Below are 18984 nucleotides of genomic sequence, written 5' to 3' on the forward strand. Positions count from 1 at the left end.
TAAGAGGTTAAGGTTGACCGTTATTGCCCCATTTTAAAAAGCCTTTACGCTGATTTAAACGTTCAAAATATTGGTCGACATGTTTAAGCGCTGGATGGTCAAAAGGAGTTGCTTTCCAGCGTTGCACAGACAGCCCAATTGGTATATCGGCTAGGGTAAACTCAGTACCTGCAACATAGGCTTGAGTTTTTGCAAGTTGTTGATCGAGAATCTGCATCTGTTTATTCCACTGATCAATACCTTGTTGTAACAAATTCGGATCTTGATGAAGGGCTGAATGTCGAATGAGCGACATAAATGCATAAGTCCAACTGTTATTCAGTTCTATAGCTTGCCAATCAATCCACTGGTCAATAATAGCTCTTTGCTTAGCTTGAGTTGGGTAGAGTATATGGTCTTTATCATAAGCATTTGCTAGATAACGTATAATGCTATTCGACTGCCAAAGGACTAAGTCGCCATCTAAAATCACTGGAATTTGACCATTAGGATTTAATTGCAAAAATTCAGGAGATTGAGCGGAGCGGAAACCTATTCCCCAATCTTCTCTCTCATATGTAAGATTTAATTCGTCACATAGCCATAAGACTTTGCGAACATTAATAGAATTATCACGCCCTAAGATTTTTAACATATTGTTTTCTAACTTTTCGTGAGTTTAAGTAAATTGAATGTAATACAGATTCTTTAATTTTTTAAGATTTAATAATAAAAAAGATACCAGAACAAATACTAGCTATAAGAACATAATTTTTCTGATATTTATTATTCTTTTGAGGTGAAAGTATACAGACAGTTTTGTATAGTAAGTGTTAAAATAATGTATTGAAAATGAAAATATGAATTCTGAATGTATCTTAATTTTACAATTGATGATCAAGATAAGATCATAGGGGAAGGCGTAATCCAGGTAGGTTGGTTTCTGGTAGATGATAAGTCTGCATTACTTTATGAACCACCTTATCGAATGCGTTCAAAATCTGAAACCAAGCATGCGAAGTCAGCGAGTCGCTGTCCTGCAGTATTACAACTTGAAAGTCGCTACTTCGTGGTGAATTGTCCTTTTGATTTTCATTTAAGATTCGCCCGAGATGCAAACGGAAAACCGACTTTAGTTAATGTATTAGGCGACCAGTCACCTGTTCGAGCCAATAAATTACGTGAGTTGCTAACGTTGGTAAATGAAAATGAATGGCGGACACCCCAAGTGCCAATTCTTCAACTTAGATTACCTTACTGTTTTATAGCTGATGAAGTCGTGTATTTAACCCAACTCGATGCATTTGGACATTATCGTAAAAATCCCTTACCTGGAACTATTTTTAGTGGACGGTTTCCAATTCATATTTGGCCTAGACCATTAATGTGGGCGTTTGAATGGCACGACACATCAAAGGATTTAATATTAAAACGTGGTGATCCTTTATTTTACTGTCAGTTTGATGGTTTTGATCCATCACGATCAGTTAAGTTAATTCAAGCAGAAAAAACTCCGGAGCTTATGCATTATATTGAACAAATATCTGGTGTTGTCAATTATATGAATCAGACATTTAGTTTGTTTAATGAAGTAGAGAAAATAAGGCCAAATAGACTACTTGAAAATAAAAGAGGTTGCAAGTGAAGAAATATAAAATATTTTTTTTAGCTGTTTTTGTGTTTTTTTTGATATTTAAGTTTTTAAATAATAAATATCAAAAATATATAATTAATGAAAATGAAGAAAAAGGCTTTTGTACAAGTGAGAATAAATATCTTACGGATGAAGAAAAGTTAATAAATTTAAAAGCAGATTTTTTGGCTATACAAATGGAACATTGGATTAGAGAGGGTCGTGAAGGATTTAATGTGTATGATAATGCAATGTATATTTCTAAATTTAATTTTAATAATAAGGGGAAAGTTATTAAAGTGATAAGTACTTCAAAATTAGATAAAACATTCGAAGATAATATGGGTATTGTGGCAGTGGCAACAATGCAGGAATATTATGATAATAAAGATTGTAAGAAAGATAAAAGAAGATGCAAAGACTTAAGCGAAAATAAGAATAATTTAAAAAGTTTATGGACAAAAGATAATCGTGTGGATATTGATTATGTAAAAAACTTGCCAATGAACTATTCTGTAATAACTTCTGGTGGAATAATTTTTCCACTTTCAAGTTTAAAAAAAATAAGTAATGGTAATTATAGTATAGAAGCATATTCATTTAACAAGCTTTGTTGTGATAATAAAGAAATTTCAAAAGAAATTAAAGCAACAGATTTAAAAATAGTAGGAAATTGGAAAAGAATGAAAGGAGGTGAAAAATTATATAGCACAAAAGAACCTAAGTTGAATTTAAATCAAATTAATGGTGAAGATATTGATGCTGTTTATATTATGAAGTTATATGAAAATTTAGCACTTAATGAGCCAGAACAAATCCAAAGATATGGGGTACGTATGAGTGTGGCTTCTCTAAGAAAAGATATATATCCATTTGTGAGGAGAATATTGGTAACTGCATGTGGCACTATTTCAGAAGAAGAGCAAGTATTTAACTCTAGTGAAACTCAAAGTGGTGAAGATATCTCATTAAGAAAAAGAAATAAACTATATTAATTTAAAATTTATTTGTTTTAAACAGTATATTGATAATATTGATTTTATAAAATATATAGATGATTTGTTTTACTTTTAGGTTAATTTTTTAATTCAAATATTTTTTTATAGTAGGGGTGTTGAAGTGATCTTTTGATTTTTTTTAATTTTTTAAGCAATGTTTTTAAAATATGATTATTTTTAGTTAAGGGGTGTGTATGAGTTCTATTATTAATATGTTTGAAATGATCAGTTATTATTTATATGGGCAGCGCGAAAAACCAGAAAATTTACTTGATGATAAAATTATTTCTTCTGATCGTGATAACTTGGCAACTGAAGTCCATATAAATTCAATAGAATTTATGGCCACTGGAGCTGGACGTTATGTAGGTTTAGGCAATGTTACAGCAGTAAGAAAATTTTTAGCTGGTGAGTATGCTGATAAACTAATAGTTGGAAAAGTTTATTATACAAGTGAACTTTTTGATGCGCTTGGTTATAAAGATTATCCTAATAATGGAAAAACTCAGCTTAGTGTTTTAAATTATGGTCTTGATACAAATAGTAATGATTATGTTGATAGATCTTACGTGTTCGGTTCAATGTCCTTTACTATTAATCCAGATGCACAGTTTATTGTTGGAAAAGATGGATCTTTTCAAATTAAAAATATTTCGATAATTCCTATAGATGATAACTTTGATTATAAATCTGGTAACGGTGTTGCTCAATTAACGAACTTACTTACAAAAGGTGCGATTGATCCCTATCATATAGGAAAGACTGTAAATATAATATTTGATGATAAAGACAAATTGCAGAAAATTGATCTTGATAAAAGTGATTTACCATCTCTAATAAAACAAGAAAATTATTTGCAAGGTTTAATTACGGAAGCTAAAGATTATTCATCATCTTTACCTAATAATATACCTATTCCAGATGCTGGAAAGCTTTTAGAAGCATTAGAAACTTTAATTAAAAATGATATTATTAGTTATGTAGATAATTCTGGACGTGCAATCATTTACGGCTCAAGTAAACAAGATAATTTGGGCGATGGAGAGTTAACGAATTTAGTTTTACAAAAATCAATTCTATTGAGTATAGCCAATTTACCTTCTTCATTAAATTTAAATGAACAATTAATTGACCTTATAAATTTGGCGAAGAGTTTATTAACTCAAAAAGGTATTTCTATTGTTTCTGGTGATGGTGATGATTCAATTACTGGAACAAAATATTCTGATGCCTTATATGGTGGGAGCGATGATGATTCGTTAAATGGTGCTGAAGACAATGACTACCTGAATGGTGGAGTGGGGAATGATATTTTAGATGGTGGAGAGGGTGATGATAATTTAGTCGATGAAAAAGGTAATGATACCTATATTTTTAATGGAAATTTTGGAAAAGATTCTATTTATGATCTAGATGGGAATGGTCAAATAAAAATAGATGATATAGCTCTTTCAGTCGGAGAAAAAATTAATAATAAACTATGGAAAAGTGCTGACGGACAATACTCACTAGCTTTAGTCGAAGACTTTGATGGGGTAGCTACAACACAAAAAGTAGTCATTAGTAAAGAAGATGACAACAATAGTATTATTATAAAATATTTTAAAAATGGGGCATTAGGACTTAATTTCGGTGATTTAGAGAATAATAGTACTCCACCATCCGATACCTCGATTTATGCCTTTGGATCAGAGGGTAATAATATTATTTTTGGTGAGCGTTATGTAGCAAGTTTTTCAGGAAATGACTTTATTCATGCAACCAATGAGGATGCTGTAATTATTGCTGGTGATGGTAATGATCTGATTTCTACAGGTGATGGGAATGATGTTATTTACGCTGGAGTAGTTACTTCAGATCAAGATAGTAATATTGTATTTTCGGGTGGTGGTAGAGATCAGGTTTATGGAGGAGTTGGTAATGATATCATTATGACTTCAAGCAGACTAAATGCTGTTAAAGATTCATTATTGAATCAAATGGGAGATGCAGATACAGGTCTCACAGACTTAGATAAAGAATATAATATTTTAAATTTTAATTTTGAAATTAATTTAGGCGATAATAATAGATTTTCACATTATACAAATAATAGTATAGGACAAATTACAGAACAGATTCTGCCCTCTTTTAATATTTATTATACAGGGAAAAATGGTAAGTATTATATTTATAATCTTTTAGAATCTTTAAATTACGGTCATGGCTATGCTGGTAGTGATATCGCTTATGGTGGTATAGGAAATGACATTATTTTGGGTTCATCTGATACAGACTTTTTATATGGTGCAGTGGGTGATGATGCTATCTATGGAATGGATGGTAAGGATTATTTATATGGGGGAGAAAATAAAGATATCTTATATGGTGGCGATGGTGCTGATCAAATTATTGGTGGGCAAGGGGATGATGAGCTTACTGGCGGGTTAGAGGGCGATGAACTCTACGGTGGTGATGGCGATGACATTATTCAAGCTGATTTAAATGATTCAATAGATACCTTAGCTCCGCCGGTTGAACCTAAGACTTATAGTCGTTTTGGTCATGATCTTGTTTATGGGGGGGCTGGAAAAGATCAAATTTGGGGGAATTTAGGAAGTGACGAAATTTATGGTGACGATGATGATGATCAAATCGCAGGAGATCATCCTAATCTAGCTGGGGATATACACGGCGATGATTATTTATATGGTGGGAATGGTAATGATCAAATTGTTGGTGATGGTGGAAAAGACATAATTCAAGGTGGAAATGGTAATGATTTAATATTCGGTGATAATAGTGAGTTAGATGGTAAATACCATGCTGAAGATAATATTGAGGGTAACGACGGAAATGACGAAATTTGGGGACAGGGAGGCAATGATACAATAAATGGTGGTGATGGCGAAGATAGAATTTCAGGAGATGGCATTAATATAGATGTTCAATATCATGGAGATGATACTGTTAGTGGTGGTAATGGAAATGATTTGATTTGGGGAGAAGGAGGTTCAGATACTATATATGGCGGAGAGGGTGAAGATTATATAGAGGGTGATGAAACTAGTATACATATTCAATATCATAAAGACGACTTGCTTTACGGTGGGGAAGGAAATGACACAATTTTTGGAGATGGTGGCAGAGATATAATATATGGCGGAAAAGATAACGATTATATTTATGGTGATAGTAATCAGATAGATATCCAATATCATAATAATGATACGTTATATGGTGATGCTGGGAATGATAATATTCGTGGTGATGGAGGTTCAGATATTATATATGGAGGGGATGGAGATGATTTCCTTGTAGCTGATGTGATTAATAACCGTGCATTTGATGGTGATGATCAGCTTTATGGTGGTAATGGAAAAGATAGTTTATCTGGTTTTGATGGTAATGATACTTTAGATGGTGGTGCTGGAGATGATATCATTTTTGGTGGTAAAGGTGATGATTATTTCATAAGTAATGAAGGAAATGATCAATTATCTGGGGGGGAAGGAAATGATATCTATCATATTCAAGTAAGAGATTCGGAAGTTAAAGTTTTAGATAGTTCTGGAGAGAATCACTATTATTTAAAAGGAAGTTTCAATCTTTCAAATATAAATATCTATTGGTATAACAATGCCGTTAGTATTATTAGCCCAACAACAAGTCAAGACCCTAATGCTGTTTTACCTCAATTTAAATTAACTTTCTTTGATGATCATGAAACTCAACCAACAGTTGATGGGGGGATTATCACAGATGAATATGGGAATAATATTACGGGTGGTTATAATCAATATCTTCATTTTAGTAAAAGTATATACGATGAAAATTTAATTTTAAATAATACTATTCAAAATGATTATGTTATTCACCTCGATACTTATTTAAAAGAGCGTGCAGGGTTAAGTTATAAAATTTGGAGTGGATCTTGGCATGGTATTCAGGGACTCTATTTAATTTTTACAAATAGTTATATTGATAATGATAACTTGATTTATCGCAACTCTGATTTAGGCGACCTTGTCGATATTCAACAAATTAGAAATAATGTTATTTCCAATGGGCAATATCAGGCAGATGAATATCACCTGCTCGGTGGAGATGATCAGATAAGTGGCTCAGATATTGGGGATACGATTTATGGGGGTACAGGCAACGATATAATTAAAGGTCTTGAGGGTTCAGATCAGCTATTTGGAGATGAGGGAGATGACTGGTTAGATGGTAGTTATGAAAATGACTTTATTTATGGTGGAGAAGGAAACGATCAACTCTTTGGTGGTGATGGAGAAGACCAATTAGAAGGTGGTAATGGTGATGACGTTATTGATAGTGGAGAAGGAAATGACCAATTAATAGGAGGTACAGGTAATGATCGGTTACTAGGGGGAGAAGGTAATGATCAGTTACAAGGTGGTGAGGGGGATGATTACTTGGAAGCTAGCAATGGAAATGACTTTATTGAAGGAGGTACAGGTAATGATCAACTTATTGGAGGTTCGGGGGAAGATTCACTATATGGTAATGATGGTGATGATCATTTATATGGTGGGGATGGTAATGATATTTTAAGTGGTGGACAAGGCAATAATATTTTAGAAGGAGGAAATGGAGAAGATGAATATGTATTTGATATATTAGGATATAACAATGTAATTAATGATACAGATGCAAGTGTATTAAGGTTTTTATCTGTAAGTTCAGAAAATATAAAGTTAGAGATTGTTGGTAATAATTTAAATATATTTTATGGGGTTGATTCAAGCGTCACTATTACTGATTTTATTTTGAATTATAATATAAAAGAAATACAATTTAGCGATACTGTATGGTATCCAGAAGATTTGAGCCAAAAAATAAATTTTCTTCATAATGGTAGTGATGGAAATGATATTATAGTGGGTAATCCTTATTTTAATAATACTGTATATTCAAAAAATGGTGACGATGCTATCTATGGTGGGAGTGGTGTTGATTATATATATGGAGGCAATGGTAATGATGCTATTGTTGATCCAGGTAATATTGGATTCCTTTATGGAGGAGAGGGAGATGATAATTTAATAGGAAATAATAACAGTGAATTTTATGGTGGAGAAGGATATGACTCCTATCAAGTAAATGGAAGAAATACTAAGATATTTGATTCAGATTTTAAAGGAAGCATTTATATTCATAATGCTTCTGATATCCATGAAAGCAATTATGTACAAGAAAAAGCTAACATGATTATTAGTCCTTTTATAAACTCTTTATCTGAATTTTTAAGTGATTATAATGGAGTTAAGTATTATAACTACAATAAATATAGCGAGAGAATTTCAAGTATCTATTATGATTTCTCATTAGGTGAAATTCGACTATTAATTAGAGATCAATCACAAAAAGAACTTAAAGATATGGATTATAAGTTTTCAATTGGTGGAGTTTTTAATCCTAATGATATTGAAAATTTGAAAAATATGGATGTGGAAATTTCTGGTTTTAAATTTAATTTAGAACTCAATCCCTATGCTTTTAATAAAACAAAACTTTCTTTTGGTGATTTTCTTTCACAGGGTGAAGTTATTTCAGAATATACTGCTTCTAATGATATTATTTTAGGTTTAACTGATTATGTCGGTGGTACTGGATCTGGCGATATTATTTATGCAGGTAATGGTAATGATCAAATAAATAGTGGTTTAGGATCTAGTCAAGTTTATGCAGGAGAGGGGGATGATGTAATCATTACACCTGATGTCTTTGCAATTGACAAAATAAGTGGCGGAGCTGGTAATGATGTAATTTATACTTATGACCCTCTGTCTAATAATCAAATTAGTAATAGTCCCTATTTAAATATAAATTTAGCACGTAATATCTATGATATTAAAGATGTTGTTTATGGTGGAGAGGGTGATGATTATATTTATTTAGGTAATCAAAAAACTGAAGCATATGGCGATGATGGTAATGATATTATTGTAAGTTATTCTCTTTCATCAAATATACAGTTTTTATATGGAGGAGATGGAAACGACACATTGAAGGCTGGAGATGGTGGAGCTTATTTAGATGGTGGAGCTGGGACCGATCATCTTGTCGGTGGCTCGGGTGATGATACTTTTATTGTTGATGAACAAGATACTTATGAAGAAAATGACCCGAATGGCGGTTATGACACAATTCATATTTCACAAAATATAGATCTAAGTTTAGGTTACTTAGAAGCTGTGACATTGTTAGGTAGTCAAAATTTAAGTATTTATGGGAATACTTCTGATAACAAGCTTATCGGTAATGCAGGTAATAACTATATCGATGGCCGTGCAGGTAGTGACTATATGCAGGGTGGCTTAGGTAATGATTATTATGTTGTTGATACAACCGAAACTATCGAAACTGATGAGAATGGTAATACTTACTTTATAGAGGGTGACCAGGTTGTTGAAGATGTTGATGGTGGTATAGATACTCTTGAACGTTGGGAAGATGCACGCTTTATTAGTCAAGATGAAAATGGAAACCCAGTTTTAACAGATAGTTATAAAATATTAGAAAATAACATCGAAAATCTTATTTTAAAAGGTAATGCTAAAACAGGATTTGGTAATGATCTTGATAATATCATTGTTGGAAATGAGCAAGATAATTATATTGATGGTTTAGCCGGAAATGATACTTATATTTTTAGCCGAGGTGGTGGTACAGATACCTACAGCTTTGAAGATAATATTGATGCTGTAAATATATTAAAAATTCAAGGTTATTCAGCTAATGATGTATCTGCTCAAAAATATGGCGATAGCGTATATCTTAGTTTTAAAGGTACAAATGATCATATTTGGCTTTCTAATTATTATATTGCAGATACCGAAAATACCACCTATAAGATGGATCAGATTAATTTTGATTCTGGAGTGATTTGGGGTGTTGATGATATTAACACATTAGTTAATAGAGCCTTAACAAACCATGCACCAACTGTTAATGCAGCTATACCATTAATTACAAGTAATCAGGGAACTGAATTTAGCTATAAATTTGCTAATAATATTATTGTTGATCAGGATAGCTGGGATTCTTTGAGTTATAAAATTACTTTAACGACTAAAGATAGTAGTGGACAATACCAATCTATTCCATCATGGTTAAGTTTTGATACTGCGACACAAACTTTATCTGGTACTCCCCCTGCTAATGTGACTGGCAACTTATCGTTCTTTTATTGGGGAACAGATATGTATGGTTACAGTACGGCCACCTCATTTAATTTAAAAGTTAGTCTACCGAACCAAGCCCCAACATTGCTGAATGCAATTGCAGATCAAAGTGTGACGGATGCTAAAGCATTTAGCTATACCGTTCCTGCAACAACATTCAAAGATCCTGATGGCGATACATTAACGTATTCGGCTACCTTAGAAGATGGCTCTGCATTACCATCGTGGCTCAGTTTCAACCCAACTACGAGAGTATTGAGCGGTACTTCCCCTGATAACACAGTTCCGTTAAATATTAAAATCACAGTCAAAGATATAGCTAACCAATCAGTTTCTGATGTGTTTAAGCTAATATTTGTTGTTCAAAATCAAACAATAAATGGAACAAGCAATGCTGATACGTTATATGGAGCTTCAGGGAATGACACCCTAACTGGACAAGCTGGTAATGATATTCTTTATGGACAAGCAGGTAATGACACTTTAAATGGTGGTACTGGTAACGACACAATGTACGGTGGTAAAGGTGATGACACTTATATTGTAGATAGTACTGCAGATGTCATTAGTGAAAGTGTGAATGAGGGAACTGATATTGTCCAAAGTAGTGTTACTTACACATTATTAAATAATGTGGAAAATTTAACCTTAACAGGTACTACAGCAATTAATGGTACAGGTAATGCACTTAATAATGTAATTGTTGGTAATAGTGCAATTAACACTTTAACTGGTGGCGTAGGTGATGATTACCTAAATGGTGGAGTTGGTGCAGATAAATTATTAGGAGGAATAGGTAATGACTCTTACGTTATTGACAATACAGGTGACATTGTCACGGAAAATGCCGGTGAAGGGATAGATACTGTTCTTAGTTCGATTACTTATACTCTCGGGAATAATCTCGAAAATCTAACATTGATTGGATCAACAGCAATTAATGGTACAGGTAATGCGCTCAATAATGTACTTGTTGGTAATAGTGCAATTAATACTTTAACAGCAGGTGTTGGTGATGATTATCTGGATGGAGGAGCAGGAGCTGATAAGTTACTTGGTGGTATAGGTAATGATACTTATGTAATTGATAATACAGGTGACATTGTCACGGAAAATGCTGGTGAAGGTATAGATACGGTTCTAAGCTCTATTACTTATACATTGAGCAGTAATTTGGAAAATTTAACTTTAACTGGTTCAACAGCCATCAATGCAACAGGTAATACATTAAATAATACACTTACAGGTAATAGTGGAGTAAATGCGTTAAACGGTGGAGCAGGTAATGACATTTTGGATGGTCAAGGAGGAAACGATCAACTTACTGGCGGAACTGGGATCGATACCGCACTGTATCAATTATTAGTTCAATCTGATGCTCTTGGCGGAAATGGTACAGATGTTTGGTCGGATTTTACTATTGGTAATACAACATCCAATACAAATGCAGATAAAATTGATATCGGTGATCTATTAATTGGTTATTCTGGTATTTATAACTTTACTAGTTTGGAACCATTTATAAAAACGGTGGTGAGTGGTTTAAATACACAGTTGTATATCGATAGGGATGGTGCAGGAACGACGTATAGTAGTTCATTGTTGTTAACATTGAATAATACAAACGTTAATTTAAATGATCTAATCAATAACCAGCAAATTATTATTTAAAAATTAGAGTGATGAGACCAAATTATTTTTGGTCTTTATCTTAAATTTTTCATTTATTTAAAGATTAAAAAAGGCATTAAATATGAGTTATTTAATGCCTTCATTTTTTGTATCTGGTAGTAAATTTTACTTAATCTTCTTAAAGATAAAATCATTAATCTTATGACCTGACTCAATACCACGGCGTTCAAACTTAGTCACTGGGCGCCATTCTGGTCGAGGATAACTGTTGCCTTTACCAGCCAAGTTTTCAAGGTTTGGACGGTTGTCTAAAACATCTAACATCCACTCAGCATACGGTTCCCAGTCTGTTGCAGCGTGGAATGTGCCACCAAGCTCAAGTTTTTGTTCAACCAATTGCATACGTTCATGCATAACGAAGCGGCGTTTGAAATGACGTTTCTTTTGCCAAGGGTCCGGGAAGTAAAGTTGTACGCAGTTGATACTGTTGTCAGGCATTTCACGTAGTACTTGAATTGCGTCAGCATCGAGTACACGTAAATTTTTAAGTTCTGCCATACCTGCTTCATAGACACATTGAGCAATGCCTGGTACATGGACTTCAATACCCACATAGTTGCGTTCAGGGTTCGCTTTAGCCATAAGCACTAAAGAACGGCCCATACCGAAACCGATTTCAACTGTTAAAGGGCGCTCCGGATGCTCAAAGTGCTGACGTAAGTCACCCACGGGATATTCCAAAATTAAATCGCGATGTTGTTCTAAAGCCGTGCGTTGAGACGTATTGAGTGGGGCTGAACGACGCATAAACGTCACAATTTCACGGTGTTCAGGCAAATTGTCCAATTCTGCAATTTGCGTTTCTAACTGATCGATCGACATAACCTTGGCAATATTGAAATTCAAATGCGGTATTTTAAGTCTTCAGGTGGTCAAGTCAAATGTTTCGGTGTTTTTCTTCATGTAGATGTCATGATCAATATTTAAGCTAAGAGGCTAATTAAAACTCACATGAACATTTTTACTCATGAAAACTTTTCAATTAAAAATACTTTCGGTTTTTTTAAGTGCATTAGGTGCATTTTCATATAGTTCTGTTGCTCAGGCACAGCTCATGTTTAGCCAGTATGTTGATGGTAGCAGTAATAAAAAAGGGTTAGAAATTTATAACCCGGATGGTACTACTGTTAACTTGGCTGATTATGAAATTCAACAATTTAATAATGGTGGAACTGCGAAAACAGCTACCTTCCGTTTACAAGGTACGCTTGCAAGTAAACAAAAATTTTTGGTGGGGCGTTCAGAATTACAGACAGAACTTGGCAATAAAGTAAATCAAGTGGCTGCATTGTCTTTTAATGGGGATGATGCAGTTGTGCTTGTTTATAAAGGCACACCTGTAGATCGTTTTGGCCGTATTGGGGAACGACCTGAGGCAGGATGGGGAACTGTTGTTTCAAGCTTGGGAAATAGCTTTAAACGTATTGAAACTGAAAATCCAGCTTTGAGTATTGATCCGACAGCGGCATTTGATTTGGACCATTCATGGACAGCATGGGCAAACCGAAATGATTTTACAAATCTATCAGGTACTACTACTCAGCCTCCTATTGAAACGGTCAGCTGTTCAAGCTCAGATACACCAATTGCCGATTTAGCAACATCAGCACAAAACCAGACTTATACCGTGCGTGGGGTAATTACTGCCGACTATCGTTATGCAAATGGTTTCTCAGGTTTTTATGTTCAAACACCTGATACGAAAGCACGTGCAAATGTAAGCAATGCCATTTTTGTTTATATTCCGAATAGTAGTGCGGTGAAAGGTGGACAAATTGGTGATGAGGTTATTTTACGTGGTCGTTTAACGAGCTATCAAAATCAGCTACAGATTGACCAATTACAACAAGATATTCAAACCTGTAATAGCAATATGGCAAATCAGGTTCAGCCAATTAGCCTTGAACTACCATTTTCGAGCTTAACAGGCGGTTCAACCCATTCTCCGCAGCGTTATCAAGGCATGTTGGTGAAATTGCCTCAGACTTTAACGGTGAGTGAGAATTATAATTATGGTCGTTATGGTGAGTTATCGTTAAGTTTAGGTCGCTTATATATTCCAACCAATTTATATCCAGCGCTATCTCCTGAAGCTAAAGCTCTAGCTCAGAAAAATTTATTATCTAAAATTATTTTTGATGATGGTTATAACAATCAAAACCGTACACCATGGTTACCTACAAATTTTAGTGCTGCCAATACATTGCGTTCAGGCTACCAGCTTAAAAATATCGAAGGGATTTTAGAGTATCGTTTTAACGGTTGGCGCGTACAACCAGTGCTTGGACGTACGCAACCAGAAGTTATTACTCAAACCAACCCGCGTCAAAATATTATTACGAAAAATGCCAATCATATTCGTGTAGCTTCATTTAACGTCTTGAACTATGACAATGGTGCAACAGGTTTCCCAACAGAGCGTGGTGCAAACACACAAGCAGAGTTTGATAAACAGCACCGTAAAATTGTGAGTGCACTCAAATCGATTGATGCTGACGTTTACGGTTTAATGGAAATTGCCAACAATGGCTATGGCCCAAACAGCGCAATTGCTCATTTAACGAGTGCACTAGGTCCAGACTGGAAATATGTTATTCCTGAAAATCTGGATCGTTTAGGTAATGATGTTATTGCTGTTGCGATTATCTATAACAGTAAGCGTGTGAAGCCTTTAAATAAAGCTGTTGTGCTTGATTTAGGTGATAAAAACAGAACGACCTTAGCTCAAACGTTCCAAGCTGTCCGTGGTAATAAAACATTTACCGTTATTCCAAACCATTTGAAATCAAAAGGGTGTAGTGGAGTAGATGCTAACTCTTCTGATGCCGATCAAAATGATGGTCAGGGATGCTGGAATCCAACCCGTGTAAAAGCAGTTGATCAAATTGTGCAGTGGCTAGCAAAAAATCCGACGCAAGTGCCTAAGCAAAATGCTTTACTCGTTGGAGACATGAATAGTTATGCAAAAGAGGCGCCGATTTTGGCATTTGAAAAAGCCAATTATAAAGTCTTACTCAATGACGCTAAAGTTGGGCAAGGCGCTCAGGCGTACAGTTATGTTTTTGGTGTGGCAAGTGATGCAAATGGTAATGGTGGAGCGGGTAACTTAGACCATGCTATTGCTGATGCAGATTTATATCCAAAAGTAGTTCGTACTTTTGCTTGGCATATTAATGCTGACGAGCCGACGGTTCTAGATTACAACGAAGAATATAAAACTGATGAGCAAAAAGCCTTGTTCTATGGTGAAGATGCCTATCGTTCTTCAGACCATGACCCTGTGATTGTCGATCTAGATTTAAATGGCAAAGACTCGAATCAGCCAAATGATAACCAGAAAAGTCCAATTTTCGATTTCTTATCTCAATTAATGGAATGGATTAGCCAGCTTTTTAAACGTAGTTAAGGGTAAAAATGCGTGATGTGAATGTGTTTTATCATATTTTAAACAATCGTCACGCAAGACAACTTGCAAGGGAAAACTTTTTCAAGAATATTAGGTAGTGTAAGTAATTTATAAATTTACGCTTTTTTACAATTAAGGAATTGTACAAACCTTGCAGGTTTTTTAGAACCAATTTAAAACGTTAATGTGAGATAACAAGGATCAGATATGAAATTATATTATTCGCCAGGCGCATGTTCTTTAGCTGCACATATTATTTTAAATGAAATTAATGTTGATTTTGATTTAGAACGAGTAAATTTAAAAACACATAAAACAGAAAAAGGTGCAGATTATTATGAAATTAACCCAAAGGGATATGTACCAGCTTTAGAAATTAATCCGGGTTTAATTTTAACTGAAAACGTAGCGATTTTACCTTTCCTTGCTCAGCATGACCCTAAACAAGATTTGATTCCTCCTTCGGGCTTAGGCCGTGCGAAAGTGTTGGAATGGTTGGGCTATTTAAATTCTGAACTGCATGATGCATACGCGGTATTTTTTGGGGCGCCGTTAACAAATGATGAAAAAACCAAAGCTTATGCTGAAATCGACCGTCTTTTAAAATATATCGATAATTATTTGGCTGAGTCGGATTATGACTATCTGGTAAATGATAATTTTGGTCCAGCAGATGCGTATTTATTTGTTTTAACAAATTGGTCAAACTCAATTGAGCATGATTTAACGCCATATAAACATATTATTGCCTTACGTAATAAAGTTGCAGAACGTCAGTCAGTACAAATTGCAATGCGTGATGAAGGTTTAATTTCATAAGCAATTTTCAAAAGCATTAAAAAAGCCCCTAAGCAATAGGGGCTTTTTTAATGCTAAAGCGAATTAGTGTTGAGCATCTTTTTTCACATCAGCAGCTGCATTTTCAACAGCTTGAGCTGTATCAGCAGTCGCTTTACGTGCAGTAGCTTCTGTTTCAGCTGCAGCTTTAGCAGTCGCATCAGCAGCGTGGTCAGCAGCAGCATCAATTTTAGCTGAAGCGTTGTCTGTTGCAGTTGCAATATCGCTCGCAGCTTGATCACCAGCAGATTTGATATCTGCTGTTGCTTGTTGAGCAGCATTTTCTAAGTGTTCACCTGTAGTAGCACCAGTTTCTGGAGCTTTATCTTTATTACAACCAACAAGGGCAACAGTCGCAGCAAGACCTAAAGCAACAAGTAATTTATTCATTGTGTTTTTCCTTCTAATTCATGGCATCCAAAATTATGGATGTCTAAAATATAAACATAAAGTAACTGATTAATAAAGATCAAAAATTGTTAAAAAGTTGTAACTCTCGTATTAAAAAAGCCTAGCATTTTGTAATGCTAGGCTTGAACCAAATGATAGTGATTTGACCAGTTTTACTGCCCAGAACGAATGATGTAATCAAACGCAGAGAGTGATGCTTTAGCGCCTTCACCTGTAGCAATAATGATCTGCTTGTACGGTACAGTGGTACAGTCACCTGCAGCAAATACACCTTTTACATTGGTTTCGTTGCGGTCATTGACAATGATCTCGCCACGGTTGGTTAACTCAACCTCACTGTCTTTTAAGAAGTCAGTGTTTGGAAGTAAACCAATCTGTACAAAGATCCCTGCAAGCTCTACCACATGCTCTTCATCAGTTGCACGGTCTTTATATTTAAGACCGGTTACTTGTGAACCGTCGCCTAACACTTCTGTACTTAACGCATTCATAATCACTGTGGTGTTTGGCAAGCTATTTAACTTGTTTTGCAAGACTTGGTCAGCACGAAGTTTAGTGTCAAACTCAACCAGAGTTACATGCTCAACAATACCTGCAAGGTCAATCGCCGCTTCAACACCTGAGTTACCGCCACCAATCACGGCAACACGTTTGCCTTTGAACAATGGACCATCACAGTGTGGACAGTACGCTACACCACGGGTACGGTATTCAGCTTCACCCGGTACATTCATTTCTCTCCAACGTGCACCTGTTGAAAGGATCACAGTTTTCGATTCAAGTTTTGCACCGTTTTCAAGTTCAACTTCAACCAAGCCATTTGCTGTTTGGTCTGCACCAGTGATTTTGCTGACACGTTGCAGGTTCATGATATCCACATCGTATTCACGAACATGTGCTTCCATTTCAGCAGCAAACTTAGGACCTTGGGTCTTTTGCACAGAAGTGAAGTTTTCAATGTCCATGGTGTCCATGACCTGACCACCAAAGCGTTCAGCCACGATACCTGTGTTAATGCCTTTACGTGCCGCATAGATTGCAGCTGTTGCACCTGCAGGTCCACCACCAATCACCAATACATCAAACGCATCTTTGGCATTGAGTGCTGCTGCGTCTTTTTCAGCTGAATTGGTATCAAGTTTTGCCACAATCTCTTCAAGCGTCATACGACCTTGACCAATGTGCTCATTGTCCTGGAATACCATCGGTACAGCCATGATTTTGCGTTGTTCCACTTCGTCTTGGAAGAATGCACCATCAATCATGGTTGCTGTAGTGTTCGGATTATAAATAGCAATCAGGTTAAGCGCCTGTACCACGTCCGGACAGTTATGACAGCTAAGCGATACGAATACATCAAAGTTAGCTTTGAGGTTTAAGCCTTTAATCTGATTTAAAACTTCATCCGACACTTTAGGTGCATAGCCAGACACTTGTAACAGCGCCAAGATCAAAGACGTAAACTCATGACCCATTGGTAAGCCTGCGAAGAACACACGAGGTTGTTCACCTGCTTTAGCCACACCAAAGCTTGGACGACGTGTATTGTTACCGTCAAAACGGGCTGTTACCTTGTCAGAAAGCTCAGCGATTTCAGTTACTAATTCTTTAATTTGAGCAGCTTTGTCTGATTCATCTAAAGCAGCAACTAATTCGATTGGACTTTCTAAACGTTCTAGGTAAGCTTTTAATTGAGTTTTAATGTTTTGATCTAACATCTGTTTTTTACTCCAATGCATCCAAATTCTTTCAATAGATGCATAGTACGTTAAAACAATGAATAGGTAAAACAGTATGTTTTTATGAATTTAATCGTTTTTTTGAATGCTGGTTTGCAACAACGCGTAAGTTAAGAAAGTACAGAAAGAGCATCTTAATTTCATTTTTAGTTTTGCAGTATTTTAAAGTGAAAGTGTTTGAAAATTTATATATGTTATATGGCTGTAAAGATTTTATGTCATAACATTAAAAGGTACTTTCATGTCATTGCAACGCGGCATTTATCAGCATTATAAAGGTAATCTCTATCAAGTTTTTTCTGTAGCAAAACACAGTGAAACTGAAGAGGAATTGGTCGTTTATCAATGTTTATATGGTGATTATTCAACTTGGGTTCGACCACTTGATATGTTTACTGAAACCGTGCAAATGAGTGATGGTAGCGTCGTACCGCGTTTTAAATTAATACAAAGTACTTAAATAAAACGGCTGTCATATAAAGAAGGAGTAAAATAGATGCCAAATACTATTTTCTTACAAAGAGTTGCTGATTTATATGACACCTTTAAACAGCATGACTCACAGCAATCCGATCGTTTACAACGGTATCGTAATATAGAAGTAGAATCTGCTCAGCTAATTTCCCAGCTTATTCGTATGCAGCAAGCCAAGTCTATTTTGGAAATTGGCACTTCAACAGGCTATTCAACTTTGTGGCTTGCCGAAGCTGCCCAAGCGACTGGTGGGCAAGTCATTACAGTTGAAATTGATGCAAAGCGAAGTGCAGAGGCAAAACGTCATGTAGCTGAGTTAGAGCTCAGTGAAATTGTTCAATTTTGGGTAGGAGATGCAGCCGATTACTTAAAAGCAGCTCAGGAAAAATTTGATTTTATTTTGTTAGATGCTGAACGTGATGCATATGAAAATTATTGGCCAGATTTAAAACGCCTAATGAAGCCTAAAGGTGGGGTTTTAGTTGTCGATAATGTGATATCTCATGCGGCAGAAGTAAATCGATTTATAGCCTTAATTAAAAAAGATCCGGATTACATGAGTAGCATTTTGCCTGTCGGCGCAGGTTTGTGTTTAGTGGTCACAAAATAGTTATGCTGAAATAAT

11 protein-coding genes are annotated in these 18984 nt (G+C 35.2%); 7 read left to right on the forward strand and 4 right to left on the reverse strand.

All coding sequences use genetic code 11. The annotated features are described in order from the left end of the window. Positions 1-7: 7 nt before the first annotated feature. Complete coding sequence (locus GO593_RS12995) at positions 8-634, reverse strand: glutathione S-transferase family protein (protein WP_000912925.1); 627 nt, start codon at positions 632-634, stop codon at positions 8-10. Between the two features lie 216 nt (positions 635-850). On the opposite strand from GO593_RS12995, the gene GO593_RS13000 reads away from it, so the two are divergent. The 3 genes from GO593_RS13000 to GO593_RS13010 all read left to right on the forward strand — a co-directional run bounded on the left by GO593_RS13000 (position 851) and on the right by GO593_RS13010 (position 11471). Further along, on the forward strand, positions 851-1624 hold the full coding sequence (locus GO593_RS13000; RefSeq protein ID WP_000281118.1) for a hypothetical protein: 774 nt from the start codon (positions 851-853) through the stop codon (positions 1622-1624). Continuing rightward, positions 1621-2607, forward strand: coding sequence for a hypothetical protein (locus GO593_RS13005; RefSeq protein WP_000760107.1), 987 nt, complete (start codon positions 1621-1623; stop codon positions 2605-2607). The genes GO593_RS13000 and GO593_RS13005 overlap by 4 nt, the downstream gene beginning before the upstream one ends. Before the next feature lie 197 nt (positions 2608-2804). Beyond that, positions 2805-11471, forward strand: a complete 8667-nt coding sequence (locus GO593_RS13010; RefSeq protein ID WP_002134769.1) for a putative Ig domain-containing protein — start codon at positions 2805-2807, stop codon at positions 11469-11471. Between the two features lie 126 nt (positions 11472-11597). Here GO593_RS13010 and trmB read toward each other — a convergent pair whose 3' ends face one another. Next, positions 11598-12314: a tRNA (guanosine(46)-N7)-methyltransferase TrmB gene (gene trmB / locus GO593_RS13015; RefSeq protein ID WP_000020861.1), complete on the reverse strand. Its 717-nt coding sequence runs from the start codon at positions 12312-12314 to the stop codon at positions 11598-11600. Between the two features lie 145 nt (positions 12315-12459). On the opposite strand from trmB, the gene GO593_RS13020 reads away from it, so the two are divergent. After that, a complete protein-coding gene (locus GO593_RS13020; protein ID WP_000847219.1) occupies positions 12460-14898 on the forward strand; it encodes an ExeM/NucH family extracellular endonuclease in 2439 nt (812 codons plus the stop codon). Between the two features lie 207 nt (positions 14899-15105). Continuing rightward, positions 15106-15717, forward strand: coding sequence for a glutathione binding-like protein (locus GO593_RS13025; protein ID WP_000781338.1), 612 nt, complete (start codon positions 15106-15108; stop codon positions 15715-15717). Between the two features lie 63 nt (positions 15718-15780). Here the strand turns inward: GO593_RS13025 and GO593_RS13030 are convergent, their stop codons facing one another. Further along, positions 15781-16125: a hypothetical protein gene (locus tag GO593_RS13030; RefSeq protein ID WP_001037895.1), complete on the reverse strand. Its 345-nt coding sequence runs from the start codon at positions 16123-16125 to the stop codon at positions 15781-15783. A 173-nt stretch (positions 16126-16298) separates the two neighbouring features. Then, positions 16299-17864: an alkyl hydroperoxide reductase subunit F gene (gene ahpF, locus GO593_RS13035; protein ID WP_000886807.1), complete on the reverse strand. Its 1566-nt coding sequence runs from the start codon at positions 17862-17864 to the stop codon at positions 16299-16301. A 262-nt stretch (positions 17865-18126) separates the two neighbouring features. Between ahpF and GO593_RS13040 the strand changes: the two genes are divergently transcribed. After that, entirely contained in the window at positions 18127-18345 is a 219-nt protein-coding gene (locus GO593_RS13040; protein ID WP_000058246.1) for a DUF1653 domain-containing protein, read from the forward strand. Positions 18346-18381: 36 nt separating this feature from the next. After that, the gene (locus GO593_RS13045; RefSeq protein ID WP_001133993.1) at positions 18382-18969 is read left to right on the forward strand and encodes an O-methyltransferase; all 588 of its coding nucleotides are present in this window, start codon (positions 18382-18384) and stop codon (positions 18967-18969) included. Positions 18970-18984 lie beyond the last annotated feature (15 nt).

This window comes from Acinetobacter baumannii (genome assembly GCF_009759685.1).
Lineage (GTDB): Bacteria > Pseudomonadota > Gammaproteobacteria > Pseudomonadales > Moraxellaceae > Acinetobacter > Acinetobacter baumannii.